This window comes from Pseudonocardia yuanmonensis (assembly GCF_039542425.1).
GTDB classification, from domain to species: domain Bacteria; phylum Actinomycetota; class Actinomycetes; order Mycobacteriales; family Pseudonocardiaceae; genus Pseudonocardia; species Pseudonocardia yuanmonensis.
Genome location: NZ_BAABIC010000001.1, coordinates 515,910 through 533,795 on the forward strand (window position 1 = coordinate 515,910; position 17,886 = coordinate 533,795).

14 protein-coding genes are annotated in these 17,886 nt (G+C 73.7%); 3 read left to right on the top strand and 11 right to left on the bottom strand.

Features of this window, described 5'->3' with window-relative positions:
• Positions 1 to 52: 52 nt before the first annotated feature.
• The 6 genes from hpf to ABD990_RS02365 form a co-directional block, all read right to left on the bottom strand.
• Positions 53 to 748, bottom strand: coding sequence for a ribosome hibernation-promoting factor, HPF/YfiA family (gene hpf / locus ABD990_RS02340; RefSeq protein WP_345377977.1), 696 nt, complete (start codon positions 746 to 748; stop codon positions 53 to 55).
• A gap of 150 nt (positions 749 to 898) precedes the next feature.
• Positions 899 to 1,765 carry a ComF family protein gene (locus tag ABD990_RS02345; RefSeq protein ID WP_345377979.1) on the bottom strand — a complete coding sequence of 289 codons (867 nt, stop codon included), beginning with the start codon at positions 1,763 to 1,765 and terminating at the stop codon, positions 899 to 901.
• A gap of 120 nt (positions 1,766 to 1,885) precedes the next feature.
• Positions 1,886 to 3,610: an LpqB family beta-propeller domain-containing protein gene (locus ABD990_RS02350; protein WP_345377980.1), complete on the bottom strand. Its 1,725-nt coding sequence runs from the start codon at positions 3,608 to 3,610 to the stop codon at positions 1,886 to 1,888.
• The gene (gene mtrB, locus ABD990_RS02355) at positions 3,607 to 5,376 is read right to left on the bottom strand and encodes an MtrAB system histidine kinase MtrB (RefSeq protein ID WP_425569346.1); all 1,770 of its coding nucleotides are present in this window, start codon (positions 5,374 to 5,376) and stop codon (positions 3,607 to 3,609) included. Before mtrB ends, ABD990_RS02350 begins: the two co-directional genes overlap by 4 nt.
• 59 nt (positions 5,377 to 5,435) lie before the next feature.
• Complete coding sequence (mtrA, locus tag ABD990_RS02360; protein ID WP_037053966.1) at positions 5,436 to 6,113, bottom strand: MtrAB system response regulator MtrA; 678 nt, start codon at positions 6,111 to 6,113, stop codon at positions 5,436 to 5,438.
• A 61-nt stretch (positions 6,114 to 6,174) separates the two neighbouring features.
• The gene (locus ABD990_RS02365) at positions 6,175 to 9,243 is read right to left on the bottom strand and encodes a DEAD/DEAH box helicase (protein WP_345377982.1); all 3,069 of its coding nucleotides are present in this window, start codon (positions 9,241 to 9,243) and stop codon (positions 6,175 to 6,177) included.
• A 107-nt stretch (positions 9,244 to 9,350) separates the two neighbouring features.
• Here ABD990_RS02365 and ABD990_RS02370 point away from each other — a divergent pair, with 107 nt between their 5' ends.
• Positions 9,351 to 10,016 (top strand): dTMP kinase, encoded by a 666-nt coding sequence (locus tag ABD990_RS02370; RefSeq protein WP_345377983.1) that lies wholly within the window; start codon positions 9,351 to 9,353, stop codon positions 10,014 to 10,016.
• Between the two features lie 25 nt (positions 10,017 to 10,041).
• Here the strand turns inward: ABD990_RS02370 and ABD990_RS02375 are convergent, their stop codons facing one another.
• From ABD990_RS02375 to ABD990_RS02385, 3 genes are all read right to left on the bottom strand, one after another.
• The gene (locus tag ABD990_RS02375) at positions 10,042 to 10,524 is read right to left on the bottom strand and encodes an NUDIX domain-containing protein (RefSeq protein ID WP_345377984.1); all 483 of its coding nucleotides are present in this window, start codon (positions 10,522 to 10,524) and stop codon (positions 10,042 to 10,044) included.
• 75 nt (positions 10,525 to 10,599) lie between these two features.
• Positions 10,600 to 12,102, bottom strand: a complete 1,503-nt coding sequence (gene ahcY, locus ABD990_RS02380) for an adenosylhomocysteinase (protein ID WP_345377986.1) — start codon at positions 12,100 to 12,102, stop codon at positions 10,600 to 10,602.
• Between the two features lie 244 nt (positions 12,103 to 12,346).
• Complete coding sequence (locus ABD990_RS02385; protein ID WP_345377987.1) at positions 12,347 to 13,699, bottom strand: glutamate mutase L; 1,353 nt, start codon at positions 13,697 to 13,699, stop codon at positions 12,347 to 12,349.
• Positions 13,700 to 13,819: 120 nt separating this feature from the next.
• On the opposite strand from ABD990_RS02385, the gene ABD990_RS02390 reads away from it, so the two are divergent.
• Complete coding sequence (locus tag ABD990_RS02390; protein WP_345377989.1) at positions 13,820 to 15,445, top strand: long-chain fatty acid--CoA ligase; 1,626 nt, start codon at positions 13,820 to 13,822, stop codon at positions 15,443 to 15,445.
• 71 nt (positions 15,446 to 15,516) lie between these two features.
• Here the strand turns inward: ABD990_RS02390 and ABD990_RS02395 are convergent, their stop codons facing one another.
• Positions 15,517 to 15,957 carry a VOC family protein gene (locus ABD990_RS02395; protein ID WP_345377990.1) on the bottom strand — a complete coding sequence of 147 codons (441 nt, stop codon included), beginning with the start codon at positions 15,955 to 15,957 and terminating at the stop codon, positions 15,517 to 15,519.
• Between the two features lie 57 nt (positions 15,958 to 16,014).
• On the opposite strand from ABD990_RS02395, the gene ABD990_RS02400 reads away from it, so the two are divergent.
• Positions 16,015 to 16,662, top strand: a complete 648-nt coding sequence (locus ABD990_RS02400; protein ID WP_345377992.1) for a TetR/AcrR family transcriptional regulator — start codon at positions 16,015 to 16,017, stop codon at positions 16,660 to 16,662.
• Here ABD990_RS02400 and ABD990_RS02405 read toward each other — a convergent pair.
• Complete coding sequence (locus tag ABD990_RS02405) at positions 16,653 to 17,480, bottom strand: carbon-nitrogen hydrolase family protein (RefSeq protein ID WP_345377994.1); 828 nt, start codon at positions 17,478 to 17,480, stop codon at positions 16,653 to 16,655. The two genes, ABD990_RS02400 and ABD990_RS02405, sit on opposite strands and share 10 nt — an antisense overlap.
• Positions 17,481 to 17,886: the final 406 nt, after the last annotated feature.

A 17,886-nucleotide genomic window follows, 5' to 3' on the forward strand; every position in this document is an offset into this window, starting at 1 on the left:
CAGGGAGCCACGCCCCGGCACCCTCGTGGGCAGGGCCGGTGGGTCCGCCCGATCAGCCGCCGAGACTGATCACGCCGTAGTCGTACCCGCGGCGCCGGTAGACGACCGAGGGGGTGCCGCTCTCCTTGTCCGCGAACAGATAGAAGTCGTGGCCGACCAGCTCCATCCGGGAGAGCGCCTCGTCGACGCTGATCGGTTCGCTCGAGTGCTGCTTGCGCCGCACGATGCGGCCGGGGACGTTCTCCTCCTCGTCGGTCTCGTACCCGGCGGTGTCGTAGCCGGCGGTCTGAGGGCTGTCGAGGTGTTCGGAGTGATCGCGGGGGCTGGGGACGTCGACCTCGGGGACGTCCACGGTCTCGTCGGTCTCGGGGAGGGTGTCGAGCACGGCGACGGCGGCGCCGCCGGTCGCGGCGCCACGGCCGGCCATCACGCGGGAGCGGCGGTCGTTGAGCCTGCGGCGGTCGTGCGACCGCCGCATCCTGCTCTCGAGCTTGTTCACGGCGCAGTCCAGGGCGCCGTAGAAGTCCTGTGCGCACGCCTCGGCGCGGATGACGGGGCCGCGGCCCCGAGCGGTGATCTCCACGCGCTGACAGATCTTGGCCTGCCGGCGGTTCGGCTCGTGGAAGAGCTCGACCTCCATACCGACGATCTTGTGGTCGTACCGTTCGAGCCGGGTCAGCTTGTCTTCCACGTGGACCCGGAAATGGTCCGGCACTTCCACGTTCCGGCCGGTGACGACGATCTCCACTCGACTTCCCTCGCTCTCCGTTGCATGTCGGCGTCGGGGCGGTGGATCCGGGTCTCGGATCGAGGAGCGCGCGGTCGCGCGTCGACGTGGTGCGACCCCTGAGGAGACCCGAATCGGACGGTCGGTGTTCCCCTCCCGTTGTGGTCTGGGTTACGTGTGCCAGGCACGGTAGTGCGCATCACGCTTTGGCAACAGTCCTGAGCGACGAGTGACGCCGAACCGGGCGAAATCGCCGGATTCTCTTTCCCTGACCTGCGCAAACACGTATCGTGGTCGGGTTGCCGGAGCTGCCGGCGATGCGCTCCCCGCCCGGTGCCGGCGGTCCGTCCGGCTGCTCGCGTCGCACAGGACGACCGCCCCCGAGACCGGTATCCCCACCTCCGCCAGGGTCCGCGCGCAGGCCCGCAGCGTGGCCCCGGTGGTCACCACGTCGTCGACGAGCAGGACCGCACCGGGCGGGTTCTCCCGTGACCGTACGTGCACGCGACCCGCCAGGTTCGCGGCACGTCGGGCGGCGTCGAGACCGAGCGAGTCCCGCGTCCGGCGGGCCAGGCCGAGCAGCGGCAGCGTGCGCTCGGGCGCGATCCGCCGGCACAGCCGCAGCACGTGGTCGCCTCCGCGTGCCCGGGCCGCCGCGGGCCGCGACGGCGCGGGCACGAGGAGGGCGCCGGGCGGGACGAGCGGGGCGAGGACCGCCGCCAGCGGTGCGGCCAGGTCGCGGCGGCCGCGCTCCTTGTACGCGAGCAGCGCGGTACGCAGCGGCCCCCGGTACCGGCCCGCGGCGAGCGTCTCCGGCGCTCCCGGCAGGACGACGCGGTGCGGGCCGGGCAACCGCGTGGCGCACTCCGGGCACCAGCCCGCCCCGCCCGCGCCGCAACCCCCGCAGGAGCCGGGCAGCAGGAGGCCGAGCAGGCCGGCGAGGAGCACGCGCGGAAGCGAGCCGGGCGAGGTCGAGCCGGGCGGGGTCGAGCCGGGCGGGGTCGAGCCGGGCGGGGGCGCGGGGGTGGGGCGAGCCATGCCGTCACCCTGACCGACCGGACCGACATCTCCGTCCCGCCGCGGACCCTGCGGGCCGGGTTGTCCACAGGTCCGGCGCCGCGGATCGGCCCGAGCCATGGGGCGGGCGCGAGTCGCGGGTCAGCCCGGGTAGAGCGGCACCCCGTCCGGCGCCGCGCCGAGCACCTGCCGCCAGCTGTCGAGCTCGCCGCCGTCGTAGCTCCAGATCCCGCCCTGGTCGGCGACCAGGAACGGCCGGCTCGACGCGGCCGTGACCGCCTTGAGCGGCGGGGTCAGGTTGCTGCCCGGCACCAGCTGCAGGGTCAGCCCGTCGGACGACACGAGCGACACCGGGCGGTCGGACCGGGCCGTGACCACGATGAGCGACTCGTCCGCCCGCCAGTCCACGCCCACGACGTCGGACAGGTCCGACGGCCGCAGCCGGCGGACGTTGCGCACCGCGACGTCGCCGTCGGCGGCCCGCACCACCGCCCCGGTGACCAGACCGCCGTCGACGATGGCGGCGACCCGCATGCCGTCCCGGGACAGCCGCAGGTCGGTGAGCGAGCCCAGTGCGGTCAGCTCGGCCACGTTGACCTGCCCGGTCCGCACCGCCCCGGTCTGGTCCACGGTCACCCGGGCGACGACGGCGCTCCGGCCGCCCCCCAGTACCGTCCACACCTCGCCGCCGGTCGGGGTCCAGGTCGGCCGGGACAGCGAGGTCCCGGACAGCGGTACCGCCTCCAGCATCCCGTCCGTGGGCCCGACCAGCAGCCGCGCGCGCCCGCCGTCCCGGGCGACCGCGGCGATCCGGGCGCCGTCGGGGGTGGTCGCGGCGGCCGCGATGTCGAAGGACCCGTTGCCGGCCTGGCCGCCGATCGGCTCCCCGCCCGGCAGCGCGCGCACCCGTCCGCCCGTCACGACGAGGGCGGGGACGTCGGCGCCGGGTTGCACGGACGCGCCCGCCCCGGCGACGTCGTCGGCCGTCAGGTCGGGCTTGTCGGCGAGGAGCGGGGTGCCGTCGACGAGCAGCCGCACCCGCGGGACGTTGATCTCGGCGAGGGTCTGCACGAACTGCGCGGCGATCAGTCGGCGGCGGGCCTCGTCGAGGTCGCCGACCTGGGTGAGGTCGACGACCAGCGCGCCGTCCGGTGCGTCCGTGACGTTCGTGCGCAGCCGGGTCGACGGCGGCAGCACGGACTCGGCGGCGTCCTGCAGCGCGGGCGAGGGCCCGGTCAGCAGCATGTCGACGGTCCGCGACGGCAGCGCCTGGGCCGGCACCGCGGGCAGGTAGCGCAGGTCGGCGACGGTCGCCCGGCGTGCCGGGTCGACGAAGTACCCCTTCACCGTCCGGAAGTTCGTGCGGAAGTCCGAGAGCCGCACGAGCACCCCGGCGGGCAGCCGGTCGATCCGCCACTGCCCGTTGGCGCGGCGGACCGTCACGTCGATCTCCACCGGCGCCTCGGCCGGCTCGAACGCCCCGAGCGAGTCCAGCGAGCCGACCCGGTCCCCGCGGATGCGGACGGTCGCGGTGTCCGGGTCCGTGCTGCTCGTGGGCGGGTAGACGGTGTCGAACTGCTCGTCGAGCACGGTCAGGGACTCGCCGTCGTCCCAGTCCTGCGAGGCCTCCGACGTCAGGAACCGCCGCGCGGCCCCGTGCCGGTCCACCGTGCTGCCCGAGGCGTAGACGAAGCCGCGGACGAGGTCGAGGGGGTTGGTGCCCTCGACCGGACCCGCGGGGATGTCCGGGGAGTCGCCCTCCGTGACCTTGCGCAGCACCTGCACCGAGGACTCGCCCGGCACGCTCGCGCACCCGGTCGCCAGGACGAGCAGCGCGACCAGGACGAGCACCAGCCGGCGGGTCACCGGTCGCCCCGCGGGTCCAGGACGGCCGGTTCGGCGGGCGCGACGCCCTCGCCGTCCCGGTCGTCGTCCGGCTGCCCGTCCCGCAGCTCCGAGGGGATCGGCGTGCCCCACGGGGGCGTGGGGACCGAGGCGGGCAGCGGGTGTGCGGTGTCCGGGTCGTCGCCCTCGGGCTGCAGGGGCAGCGGGCTCGACTCGAGCAGGTCACCCTCGTTGCGCGGGAGGGTGAGCCGGAAGGCCGAGCCCCGGCCCGGCTCGCCCCAGGCCTGCAGCCAGCCGCCGTGCAGCCGGGCGTCCTCGAGACTGATGGACAGGCCCAGGCCGCTGCCGCCGCTGCGCCGCGCTCGGGACTCCTCGGCGCGCCAGAACCGGTTGAACACCAGCCCGGCCTCGCCCGGGCGCAGCCCGACGCCGTGGTCGCGGACCACGACGGCGACCGCGTGCTCGTCCCCGGCCAGCGTGACGTTCACCGGCCGGCCCTCGCCGTGGTCGATCGCGTTGGCGACGAGGTTGCGCACGATCCGCTCGACCCGGCGCGAGTCGACCTCGGCGTAGACGTCTCCCGGCAGGTCGAGGACCAGGGGTGTGTGGGACTCCTCGGCCAGCCCGCGGACCGCCTCGACCGCGCGGGCGACGACGTGCCGCATGTCGAGCCGCTCGGTGCCCAGCTCGGCCACGCCGGCGTCGAGCCGGGAGATCTCCAGCAGGTCGCCGAGCAGCGTCTCGAACCGGTCCAGCTCCGTGACCAGCAGCTCCGAGCTGCGGCGCAGCGCCGGGAGCAGCTCGTCCCGGGAGGCGTAGAGGATGTCCGCCGCCATCCGCACGGTGGTGAGCGGCGTGCGCAGCTCGTGGCTGACGTCCGAGGTGAACCGGCGCTGCAGGGCGCCGAACTCCTCCAGCTGGCGGATCTGCGTCTGGATGCTGCCGGCCATCTCGTTGTACGACTCGAACAGCCGCGCGACCTCGTCCTCGCCGTGCACCGGCATGCGCTCGTCGAGATGCCCCTCGGCGAACCGCTCGGCCACCTCGGCGGCCTGCCGGACGGGCCGGACGACCTGCCGGGTGACCAGGCTCGCGATGCCGGCGAGCAGCAGGATCAGCACCAGCCCGCCGACGATCAGGGTGCTCTGGACCAGGCCGAGGGTCCGCTGCTCGGCGTCGAGCGGGAACATCAGGTAGAGCTGCAGCTCGCGCCCGGCGGTACGCACGGGCTGCCCGACGACCAGGGTCGGGATGCCGTCCACGGTGGTGTACTGGGTGGACAGGGCGCCGTCGGCCACGGTCTGCCGCTGCTCGGGCGAGACGTGGTCGAGGTTGCCGGCCGAGATCTCCGGCCCGCTGCCGGTTCCCGTGGTCAGCGCGGCGCGGAACTCCCCCGCCGTCGGCGCGCCCGCCGAGTCCGCGGTGGACTGGTTGGTGAGCTGGTCCAGCGCGTTGTTCAACGTGCCCTGGGCGCCCTCGCGGTCCGGGTCGACGCCCGAGAGGTCCCGCTCGGAGATCACCCGCGCGGACTCGGCCTGGGCGATGGCCGCGTCGAACTTGCCCTGCAGCAGCCGGTCGGCGATCTGGGTCTGCAGCACCAGGCCCAGGACGAGCGACACGGCCGTGGACAGGGCGAGCGTGGACACGACGACCCGCAGCTGCAGCGACCGGCGCCACGCCGCCAGCGCGACCGCGCGAATCTCGGAGACGAGCACACCGGCCGACGCCGCCGCCCGCTTCGCCCGCCGGGCGAGCGGCAGCCGCGCGACCAGGGACCTCAGCGACACGGATACCTCAGCGACACGGATACCTCAGTGACACGACACCATGATGGGCCGCGCCGCCGTCACGGCGGGCCCGCCTTGTACCCGACGCCGCGGACGGTCAGCACGACCTCCGGGTGCTCGGGGTCCTTCTCGACCTTCGACCGCAGGCGCTGGACGTGCACGTTGACCAGCCGGGTGTCCGCCGCGTGCCGGTAGCCCCACACCTGCTCGAGCAGCACCTCGCGGGTGAAGACCTGGCGCGGCTTGCGGGCCAGCGCCACCAGCAGGTCGAACTCCAGCGGGGTGAGCGCGATCCGCTCGCCCTTGCGGGTGACCTGGTGGGCGGGCACGTCGATCTCGACGTCGCCGATCGTGAGCTGCTCGGCCGGCTCCGCCTCGGTGCGCCGCACGCGCGCCCGGATCCGGGCCACCAGCTCCTTCGGCTTGAAGGGCTTGACCACGTAGTCGTCCGCCCCGGACTCCAGGCCCAGCACGATGTCGACGGTGTCGCTCTTCGCCGTGAGCATCACGATCGGCACACCGGACTCGGCACGGATGGCCCGGCAGACGTCGATCCCGTTCATGCCGGGCAGCATGAGGTCGAGCAGCACGACGTCCGGGCGCATGTCCCGCACGGCGGGCAGCGCCCGGGTCCCGTCCCCCACCACGGCGGTGTCGAAGCCCTCGCCCCGCAGGACGATGGTCAGCATCTCGGCCAGGGCCGGGTCGTCGTCGACCACCAGAACGCGCGACTTCATGGGAGGAAGCATCCCACCCGGCACCGACAGTCCCGTCCCGGGCCTGGTCAGGCCTGACCAGTCAGCCCGCCACCACGCTCGCCGCGAGGAAGGTCTCCCCCGGCATCTCCCGGCGCAGCCGCCAGACGATCGAGATCGGCTTCTCCCCCTCGTGCGAGACGTAGTCGCAAGTGCCGAGGCAGAGGAAGGGGGCGGCGCCGATGTCGTCGTTCTTCGTCTCGCGCACGAAGAGGGCGACGTGCGTGCCGCGCTCGCGATGGTGCAGGTACCGCTGCCCGGTCTCCGAGGCGACGGCCGTCGCGTTCTGCGACTCCCAGTGGAACAGGTCGGGCCGCTGGGCGTAGTCGCGGTACATGGTGGTCGGGGAGAAGTCCCGCTCGGTCTTGCGCAGGTTGACGAAGAACGCGTCCGTCCGCGTCTCCGGCGCCCAGACCACCCCGGCCGCATGCCCGTACGCCTTGCGCTCGAGCGAGGCCCAGTCCAGCGCCGCGAGCACCTCCTCGCGCCGGTAGTGCGCGTGACTCTGCAGTGGCACGTGCTGCAGCCCCTCGCCCAGCGACCGCGGCACGTGCCGCGCCCGGTCCAGGGTCAGCGCGGTGAGCTCGCGCAGCTCGGCGCAGACCGCGGGATGGCGCCGGAGGTGGGCGAGGCCCTCCTCGTAGTGCGCGAAGCCGCCCCGGTCCGGCCAGATCAGGAAGAACAGCATCCGGGAGAGCCGGCGCTCGCGCCCGGTCAGGTCGGCATAGCGCGGGCCGGCGGGGTCGGCGAGCTGCGCGTACACCTCGGCCCGCTCCGGGTCGTCGACGTGGGTGAACAACGCCAGCCGCTTCAGCAGGGCGGCCTCGTCCGGCCCGGTGGCGGGAGCGGGCAGCCCGGCTTCGCGGCGCAGCGCGGTCCACGAGCCGCCGGAGCGGTAGACGTCGGCCAGGTCCCGGTCCGCCTCGCGCAGATAGTCCGCCAGCCCGACGTCCCCGTACGAACGGACGTCCGCCACCAGGTCGGCCTTGCGCAGCCGCAGCTGCACCTTCACGTTCTCGAGCACGGTGCGCCGCGCGACCGGGTCGAGGACCAGCGCGGAGCCGGCGGGCAGGTACGGGAAGCCCTGCTCGACGTCCTCGATCAGCCGGCGCCGGGAGCTGCCGGTCAGCGCCCGGTACCGCAGGTCGAACCGGAACTCGCGTCGGTGCTGCCCGATGAAGTCCAGTACCGTCAGCACCGCCTTTCCCGGCGCCCGGCGCAGCCCACGGCCGAGCTGCTGCAGGAACACGGTGGCGCTCTGCGTGGGGCGCAGCAGCAGGACGGTGTCGATCTCCGGGATGTCGAGGCCCTCGTTGAACAGGTCGACGGCGAACAGGCAGTTCACCTCGTGCTCCCGCAGCCGCCGCAGCGCGTCCTCCCGCTCGGGCCGCGGCGTCGCACCGGAGACCCCGAGGCTCGGGATCCCGGCGCGGGTGAACACCTCCGCCATGTACTCGGCGTGGGCCACCGACACGCAGAAGCCCAGGGCACGCATCCGGCGGACGTCGGTGACCTTGTCCCGCACCTGCCGGACGACCATGGCGGCCCGCAGGTCGTTGCCGGTGTAGAGGGTGTCGAGCGCGGCGGTGTCGTAGGAGCCGCGCTTCCACTCGACGCCGCGCAGGTCCACCTCGTCGGCCACGCCGAAGTAGTGGAAGGGCACGAGCAGGTCGGCGTCGAGCGCGTCCCAGAGCCGCAGCTCGAAGGCGCTGCGCCCGTCGAAGAACCGGCGGACGTCCGTGTCGTCGGTGCGCTCGGGCGTCGCCGTGAGGCCGAGCAGCTCGCGGGGGTGCAGGTGGGCCAGCAGCCGGCGGTAGGTGGTCGCCTCGGCGTGGTGGAACTCGTCGACCACCACCACGTCGAAGTGGTCGGGCGGGAGCCGGTCGATCCCGTACGCGTGCAGGGACTGCACGCTCGCGAACACGTGGGTCCACCGCTCGGGGCGCTCACCGTCGACGTACACCTCGCCGAACGCCCCGTCCGCCAGCACCGCCCGGTAGGTCCGGCGGGACTGCTCGAGGATCTCCTTGCGGTGCGCCACGAACAGCAGCCGGTCGCGTGGCAGTTCGCGGCGGAGCCGCGCGTAGTCCAGCGCCGCGACGACCGTCTTCCCCGTCCCGGTCGCGGCGACGACGAGGTTGCGGTGCCGGTCGTGCAGGTCCCGCTCGGCCGCCAGGGCCTCCAGGATCTGCGCCTGGTGCGGGCGGGCCGTGACCTCGAGCCCGGTGAGCGGGGCGACCTCGAACCGGTTACGGCCCAGCGCCCGCGCCAGTCGCTCGACGTCGGCGGGGTTCTCCGGGTCGTAGGGCACGAACTCGGGGTTCGCCCAGTAGCTGTCGAAGGTGGTCTCGAACTTGCGGATCAGGTGCCCCGTGCCGACCGAGGAGAGCCGGACGTTCCACTCGAGGCCGTCGACCAGCGCCGAGCGGGACAGGTTGCTGCTGCCGACGAAGGCCGTGTCGAATGTCGACCTCCGCCGGAACAGCCAGGCCTTCGCGTGCAGCCTCGTCGACGCGCTGGCGTAGCTGATCTTCACCTCGGCGCCGTACCGGCGGACCAGTTCGTCGATCGCCCGCTGCTCGGTCGCGCCCATGTAGGTCGTGGTGATCACTCGGAACGGGATGCCGCGCTCCCGCAGCCGGGCCAGTTCGTCGCCGAGCACCCGCAGCCCGTGCCAGCGGATGAACGCACAGAGCAGGTCGACGCGGTCGGCCGAGACCAGCTCCGAGTTCAGGGCCGCCATCAGCGACGGCTCTCCGTGGGCGTTGGTGAGCAGGGCGGCCGAGGACAGCGGCGTCACGGGCCGGACCAGCTGGTGGACGCCGGGCGCGACCTGCCGGGTCAGGACCACGAGCTGCTCGACCTCGTCCGCCAGCCGCTGGTCGTGCTGGGAGACCCGGTCGAGGAGGTCGTTGACCAGGGCCACCCGGCCCGCCTCCGTCGGGCTGGCGAGCAGGGCCCGCTCGACGGCGGCGGCGACGTGCCGCGCGAGCACCTGCGGCTGGTCCGCCTCCTCCACGTCGGCCCAGTACGGCACGAGCTCGGCGACGCGCGCCAGATCGGCCTCGAGCCCCGTCGTGCGCAGCCGCTCGTGCACGCCCTCGTTCAGCACACCGGTCCCCTGCCCGCGCCCGCCGGCGCACCCCTCAAGATCAGCGAGGCGGTCACGCTATCGGGTGACCTCGGACGGGCCGTGGGGGCTTCGCTACCGTCCCGCGGGTGGGGCGGCTGATCGTGATCGAGGGGCTGGACGGGTCCGGCAAGGCCACGTTGACCGCCTCCCTGGTGGCCGCGCTGCAGGAGCGCGGGGCCCGCGTCGCCACCCTCGCCTTCCCCCGCTACGAGGTGGACGTCCACGCCGAGCTGGCCCGGGACGCCCTGTACGGGCGGCTGGGCGATCTCGGCGACTCGGTGCACGGGATGGCGGTGCTGTTCGCCCTCGACCGGCGCGACGCCGCACTCGAGCTGCGGGAACTCCTGGCCGCGCACGACGTCGTCCTCGTCGACCGGTACGTCGCGAGCAACGCCGCCTACAACGCCGCCAGGCTCGGGCAGGGGGCCGACGGCGAGGTGGTCGGCTGGGTGAGGGAGCTGGAGATCGAGCGGTTCGGCATCCCGGTGCCGGACCACCAGCTGCTGCTCGCCACCCCACGGGAGGTGGCCGCCGAGCGCGCCGAGCGGCGGGCGGCGGGGGATCCGGGCCGGGCGCGGGACGCCTACGAATCGGACGAGGGACTGCAGGAGCGGACCGACGCCGTCTACCGGGAGCTCGCGAAGGCCGGCTGGCTCAGCCCGTGGACGGTGCTCGAGGGTGCGACGGACGCCGACACCCTCGCGAGGACACTCCTGCAGTCACCGCAGGTCAGCGGGGGTCGTGAGTGCTGACTGCCGTTCGCGGGGCAGTCGGCGCTCACAGGGCGGAGATGCGGGGCCAGGTGGCGGCGAAGCCCGGGTGCAGCTCGGGCCCCTCGGACGTGCCGAGCAGGGGCGCGGCGAACCAGCGGAACTCGACGCTCTCGCCGCCGCGGATCTCGACCGGCCGCGCCTCCCCGGCCTGCACGACGACGGTGGTGTAGCTCCAGCCGCCGTGGTCGTCGACGAACCGCGCGGTCTCGACGAGCGTCCCGGTGTCGAGCGCCGACTCCTCGGCCGCCTCGCGCCGCGCCGCCGCCTCCGCGGACTCGCCCAGGTGACGCGCCCCGCCGGGGATTCCCCAGGTGCCGCCGTGGTGGCTCCACAGCGCGCGGTGCTGCAGCAGGACGAGGTCGCCGGAGCGGACCAGCAGGCCCGCGGCGCCGTAGAGCCCCCAGTGCTTGTGGCCCTGGGCGCAGTACTGCCAGCCGTCGCCGCTGGCACCCCCGGGACTCGGCTCGGGAAGCGGAGCGGCGGTCACCGGCCAACCCTAACCGCCGCCGTGCGCGGAAAGTAGTGCTCCGGCACCACTCGCCGCGCACGGGCGGCGAAGCCGCTAGTAGCGGTAGTGCTCCGGCTTGAACGGGCCCTCGACGTCCACGCCGATGTACTCGGCCTGGTCCTTGGTGAGCTTCGTCAGCTCGCCGCCCAGCGCCTGCACGTGGATCTTCGCGACCTTCTCGTCGAGGATCTTCGGCAGCCGGTAGACGTCCTTGTTGTACTCCTCGTGCCTGGTGAACAGCTCGACCTGCGCGATCACCTGGTTCGAGAAGCTGTTGCTCATCACGAAGGACGGGTGCCCGGTCGCGTTGCCGAGGTTCATCAGCCGGCCCTCGGAGAGCACGATGATCGAGTGGCCGTCCGGGAAGACCCACTCGTCGACCTGCGGCTTGATGGTGATGCGGATGATGCCCTCGACCCGGGCCAGGCCGGCCATGTCGATCTCGTTGTCGAAGTGCCCGACGTTGCCGAGGATCGCCTGGTGCTTCATCTTCTTCATCGCCTCGACGGTGACGATGTCCTTGTTGCCCGTCGTGGTGATGACGATGTCGGCCCGCTCGATGACGTCCTCCAGGCGCGCGACCTGGTAGCCCTCGAGCAGCGCCTGCAGCGCGCAGATCGGGTCCGCCTCGGTGACGATCACCCGCGCGCCCTGGCCGGACAGCGCCTCGGCCGCGCCCTTGCCCACGTCGCCGAAGCCGCAGACCACGGCGACCTTGCCGCCGATCAGCACGTCCGTGCCGCGGTTGAGGCCGTCGATCAGCGAGTGCCGGATGCCGTACTTGTTGTCGAACTTGCTCTTGGTGACCGAGTCGTTGACGTTGATCGCCGGGAACAGCAGCAGGTCCTGCTCGGCCAGCTGGTAGAGCCGGTGGACGCCGGTGGTGGTCTCCTCGGTGACGCCGCGGATGTCCGACGCGACGGTGGTCCACTTCTGCGGGGTGGCCTTGAGCGAGCGGCGGAGCACGTCGAGGATGACGCGGTACTCCTCGGAGACGGTCAGGTCGTCGTCCTCGACCGTGGGCACCACGCCGGTCTTCTCGAACTCGACGCCCTTGTGGACGAGCAGGGTGGCGTCCCCGCCGTCGTCGAGGATCATGTTCGGGCCCACCAGGTTGCCCTCGGCGTCCCGGAAGTTGAACAGCTGCTCGGTGGCCCACCAGTACTCTTCGAGCGTCTCGCCCTTCCAGGCGAAGACCGGCACACCCCGGGGCTCCTCGGGGGTGCCGTGCGGGCCGACGACGATCGCGGCGGCGGCGTGGTCCTGCGTGGAGAAGATGTTGCAGGAGACCCAGCGGACCTCGGCGCCCAGGCTGACCAGGGTCTCGATCAGGACTGCGGTCTGCACCGTCATGTGCAGCGAGCCGGCGACCCGGGCGCCGTGCAGCGGCCTGGCCTCGGCGTACTCGCGGCGCAGCGCCATCAGGCCCGGCATCTCGTTCTCGGCGAGCCGGATCTCCTTGCGGCCGAACTCGTGCAGGCCCAGGTCGGCGACGGCGAAGTCGAGGCCGTTGCGCTCCTGCAGCCGGCCGTGCGGGTCGGTGATGCTGGCGGTCATCGTGACGTGTCTCCTCGTGCTGCGGTCAGGGCAGACGGGAGGGACCCGCGGTACCGGCGGTGGTGGATCGGTGGTGGATCGGCGCCACGCTCGACACGGACACGGGCCTCCTCCCTGGGATGGTGGAGGCGCCCTTCTCGTCGTCAGGCCGCGGACCGAGCGTGGCGGACGGATCCGTCCGCTGCAGCGCCTCTCGGTCCCGCGGTGCGTGCGCCGTCCAGGATGGCACGCACCCCGCCCGGGCTCAACGTGACCCCAGCAGGTGGTCGCGCAGCAGCGTCTCGGCCGCGGCGCACCGGTCGTGCGCGGCGAGCAGACCGGCCGGGGCGAGCGCGAAGTCCGCGTCGACCAGCACGGACGCCGACGCGAGGACCGGGGCGAGCACCGGGTCCTGCTGCAGGGTGCCGACCACGGCGCCGAGCCCGGCCGCGTCCCGCTGCCGGAAGACCCCGCCGGAGAGCACGACGAGCCCGACCGGGCCGGGATCGACCTCCTCGCCCTCCCGGTCGACGTCCTTCCGGTCGAGGTCGTCACGCAGGTGCCGGCGGGCGGCGACGACGGCCGCGAGCGCCGCGATCCGCCGGTCCTCGGCCGCACTGCCCGGGTCCCGCGGGACCGAGCCGACCTCCGCCGTCATGCCCCGGACCGTCGCGGTCAGCAGATCGGCCTCGACGGGGTCGACGATCTCCTCGGTCTGCGCCTCCAGCAGCACGCCCTCCGCCGCGGCCCGCACCCCGAGGTCGCCCTCCACGGTGCGGCGGGTCCGCCGGCCCGGCCCCGCGGAGTGGACGTCCGTGGTCGCGCAGCCGACGTCGACGACCAGGACCCGGGTCCCGCAGATCCGCGCCAGCTCGGCGGTGCCGCGGTGCACGGCGTCGGGCGTCATGAACCGGACCATCCGGCGGAAGCGCGGGGCGGCGGCCGGCGCGCGGCCGCCGAGCACGTGCTGGGCGAAGACCTCGGCGAGCGCCGCCCGGGCCGGCCCGGGGACCAGCTCGCCGGGCGCCGGGGCGACGTTCGCGCAGGCGACGACGGTGCGGCCGGTCGCACGGAGCAGGGCGAGGGCGTCGTCCCGCGCCTCCGCGTTGCCGGCGAGCACGATCGGGAAGCGGACGCGGGCCCGGGCGAGCTTGCCCGCGTTGTGCAGCAGGACCGAGGGGTCGTCGCCGTCCGCCCCGCCGACCAGCAGGACGGCGCCGGGCCGGTGTCCGCGCAGCACCCGGACGTCGGCCGGCTCGAGCGGGCCGGCGTGGACGTGCACGACGTGCGAGCCCGCCGACCGCGCGACCCGGTGCCCGGCCTCGGTGGAGATCAGCTTCTCGGTGCCGACGACCGCGAGCCGCAGCCCGCCCCCGGCCGACGAGCAGGCCAGCACGTCCGGCTCGGGCTCCCGCGCCGCCGCGGCGGTGACCCCGCGGACGGCGGCGTCGACGCCCTCGAGCACGTCGTCCGTGGTGGTGCGGTGCTCGGCGAACCCGGCGAGCCCGCCGTCGGGGTGCACGAGGACGGCCTTGGTCCAGGTCGAGCCGACGTCGAGACAGACGGCACCGGTCCCCGGAGGCGCCCCAGGGCCGCCCGGCGCAGCCGCACCCGTCATGGACGGGGAGCGTACCGGCGGTGACGCTGCGGGGTCCCGTCCCGAGCGTCGGATCTGTCCCGGTGTCGGGGTCCCCCGGTACGGTGATCGTGATCCACGCGACACTCCTCGGGAGCGACGATGCTCGGACTGATGCAGGACCGCCCGCTGGCGCTGCCCCACGTGTTCCACCGTGCGGAGCAGCTGTTCGGACACAGGAGGCTGATCACCGCAGAGACCTCCGGCGAGCGGGTCACCACGGTCGCGGACTGGGCCGTGCGCGTGCGCCGGCTCGCGACGGTCCTCGACTCGCTCGGCCTGTCCGCGGACGCGCGGGTCGGCACCTTCTGCTGGAACACCGACCGGCACCTGGAGCTTTACCTCGCCGCGCCGTGCACCGGCCGCGTGCTGCACACGCTGAACATCCGGCTGTTCCCCGAGCAGCTGGTCTACATCGTCAACCACGCCGAGGACGAGGTCGTCTTCGTCGACCGCTCGCTGCTGCCGCTGCTGTGGCCGCTCGTGGACAAGTTCGAGACCGTGCGGCACATCGTGGTGATCGACGACGGCGCGGACCACGAGATCCCCTCGGACCCGCGGGTGCGGGACTACGAGGAGCTGCTCGCCGCGGCCGAGCCGTTCGCTGGGCGGTTCACGGTCGAGGAGGAGAACAGCGCCGCGGCCATGTGCTACACCTCCGGCACCACCGGCAACCCCAAGGGCGTGGTCTACAGCCACCGCTCGGCGGTGCTGCACTCGCTGATCACGCTGACCTCGGACGCGTTCGCGCTGTCCGAGCGGGACGTCGTCCTCCCGATCGTGCCGATGTTCCACGCCAACGCCTGGGGCATCCCGTACGGCGCCCTGCTCGCCGGCGCCGAGCTCGTCTTCCCCGGCCCGAACATGACGCCGGAGGCGATCGTCGGGCAGCTGGAGCGGCACCGGGTCACCGTCACCGGCGGGGTGCCGACGATCTGGATGGGCGTGCGACCGCTGCTCGCCGACCACGACCTGTCCTCGCTGCGGGCGATCATCTGCGGCGGCTCCGCCGTCCCGCGGTCGCTGTCGGAGGCGTACCGCGAGGCGATCGGCATCCCGATGCTGCACGCCTGGGGCATGACGGAGACCTCGCCGATCGCCAGCGTCTCCTCGCGGCGCTCGCACCAGGAGGCGTGGAGCGAGGACGAGCGCGCCGACGCCCGCGCCCGGCAGGGCCAGCCGGTCCCGTTCGTCGACCTGCGGATCGCCGACCCGGAGAGCGGCGAGGAGCTTCCGTGGGACGACCGGGCCACCGGCGAGCTGCAGGCCGCCGGCCCGTGGATCGCGAAGGAGTACTACCGCGGCGAGGGCGGCGGCACCCAGTTCACGCAGGACGGGTGGCTGCGCACCGGCGACGTCGCCTCCGTGGACAAGTGGGGCTTCGTGCGGCTGGTGGACCGGACGAAGGACCTGGTCAAGTCCGGCGGCGAGTGGATCAGCTCGGTCGACCTGGAGAACGAGATCATGGCGCACCCGGCGGTCGCCGAGGCGGCGGTGATCGCGATCCCGCACGAGAAGTGGACCGAGCGGCCGCTGGCGTGTGTGGTGGTGAAGCCGGGCCAGTCGCTCACCGCCGAGGAGCTGATCGAGTTCCTGACCCCGCGGGTGGCGAAGTGGTGGCTGCCCGACGCGGTGGAGTTCATCGACGAGGTGCCCAAGACCAGCGTCGGCAAGTTCTCCAAGAAGACGCTGCGGGACAAGTTCGCGGGCTACACCCTGCCGTCCTGAGCCTGCCCGCTCCTGACCGCCCGGTCGCGGCCCGACCGCCCCCTCGCCGGGCCGCGCTCGGGGCGGACGGGTCAGGCCTGCTCCGCGACCGCCCGCCCGTAGCCCGCCCGGCCGGACTGGTCGATGCCGTGCCGCTCGTCGGTGTAGAGGTGGTGCTCGTGCCCGTCCGGGTCGTGCACCACGACGAACCAACCGAGCGTGGCCTCGGTGATCGGCGAGTGTTCGGCGCCCTGCTCGTCGAGGTGCGCGACCCACCCCTCGAGGGCCGCGCGATCCCGCACTCCGAAGAACACCTCCAGCCCCGCGATCCCCCTGGCCTCCGGGTTCTCCCGCAGCGCCAGCCCCGTGTAGCCGCATCCCGGGAGGTCACCGGCCACGCCGCGGACCACGCCGTGCTCGTCGGGGAACTCGAACGCGGGCTCGAAGCCGTAGACCCGCCGGTACCAGTCGACGCTCTTCGGCAGGTCCGTGACGGGCAGCTTCACGCACCGCACCCCGGTCAGCTCCGGCATGGCACACACACCTTTCGTTGAACTGGTAGTGCATCGAATGCGTGTAGAGTGCACCTCATGTCCGAGCAGGTCAAGAGGTCGTACCGGTCCCCGTTGCGTGAGGAGGCCGCACGACGCACCCGCCGGGCGATCCGCGACGCGGCGACCTCCCTGTTCGTCGAGCAGGGTTACGTGCGCACCACGGTGAAGGAGATCGCGGCGGCGGCCGGGGTCGCGCTGCGCACGGTGCACGCCGCGTTCCCGGGCGGGAAGGCGGAGATCTTCCACGAGGCGCTCGACGTCGCCACCGCCGGCGACGAGGAGCCCGTCGCCGTGGCCGACCGCCCGGAGTTCGCGGCGGCGCTCGAGGACCCCGACCGGCTGCTCCCGGAGCTGGCCCGGCAGGGCGCGGAGCTCCTCGACCGGGCGGGTCGACTGCTCACGGCGTGCCAGGAGTCGTCGGGGGCGGACGCCGAGATGCGGGAGCTCGACGAGCTCGGGGCCCGGAACATGACCGCGAACATGCGGACCGTCGCCGAGGCGCTGGAGCGGCACGGCATGCTCGCGGTCCCCGTCGACGAGGCCACCGACGTGTTGCTCACCCTCTGCAGCCCGCAGGTCCACGACCTGCTGCGCCACCGACGGGGGTGGAGCCGGGAGCGCTACGCGGCCTGGCTGGAGCGGTCCCTGCGGCTGCTGCTGCTGACCCCCGCGGATCAGCGATAGGCCTCGGGGCGCCGCTCGGTGAGGTGGGAGAGCCGCCGCCGGGCGGCACCGAGCGAGGCCTCGACGTCGATCTCGGCCACCGCGATCCCGGCCTTGGCCCAGGTCCGGGCGAGCACCTCGCCGTCCGGCCCGACGACCTTGGCCTGCCCGAGGAACCGCATCCTGCCCATCGAGCCGGTCTGGTTGGACGACACCAGCACGATCTGGTTCTCGGCCGCCCGGGAGCGGTCGTAGAGGTCGAAGAGCCGGGACTGCCGGTCCTGCGCCATCCGCGGCGCCCGGTTCGTGATGCTCGTCGGCCACGCCGAGAGGCAGGCGACGATCTGGGCGCCGTCGAGGGCGAGCGCGCGGGCGGACTCGGGGAAGGTCTTGTCGTAGTCGACGAGCATGCCGAGCCGGCCGACCGGGGTGTCGAAGGCGCCGAAGCGGTTCCCCGCCGCGTACACCCGCTCCTCGCCGACCGGCTGGTGGACCTTGCGGTGCAGGCCCAGGACACCGCTGCCGTCGACGCAGGCGGCGGTGTTGTACCGGACCCCGCCGGGCCCGGCCTCGCACAGCCCGATGCACACGACCATGTCGCCGGCCAGGTCGGCGACCTTGCGCAGCTCCGGGCCCTCCGGGTCGAGCGCGGGCGGCAGCTCGGACTCCGCCTCGGCCCCGAAGTCCGAGAGGTAGCCGCCGAGCGCGGCGTCGGGCAGCACCAGGAGGCCGACCTGCGACCGCCGGGCGTGGTCGATCAGCGTCGCGACCCGGGCGAGGGCGCCTTCCAGGTCCCGGCCGAACGCGGCCGCCACGGCACCGATCCTCAGCGCACCCACGCGTCCCTCCTCGCGCCCCACCGGCTCCGACAGCTCCGTCACCTCGACGGCGCGCGCAGCTCGGGCCGCCCCGGACGGGTCGCCGTCCGGGCAGCGTACGTGTCGGGACGGCGGTCGCGAAGGACCCGGACGCGGACCCGCGCCGCGTCCACCGCGGCCTCCCCGTCGAGCATTGCCATCCGGCCTCCCCGCGCGAGCGAGGGGGAACGGTCCCGGGGGCGTCCGGGACCGTTCCCCCTCGGATCAGGACTGCACGAACGGCGCCCTCGCTCACATCTAGTGAGCGAGAGCGCCGTTCGTTCCGGTCAGAGCTGGTAGGTGGAGTTGATGATCGCGCCCTTGCGGGCGTAGTGGATCAGCGCGTCCTGGACGTCGAGCGGGTGCGTCGGGATCACGCCCTCGATCA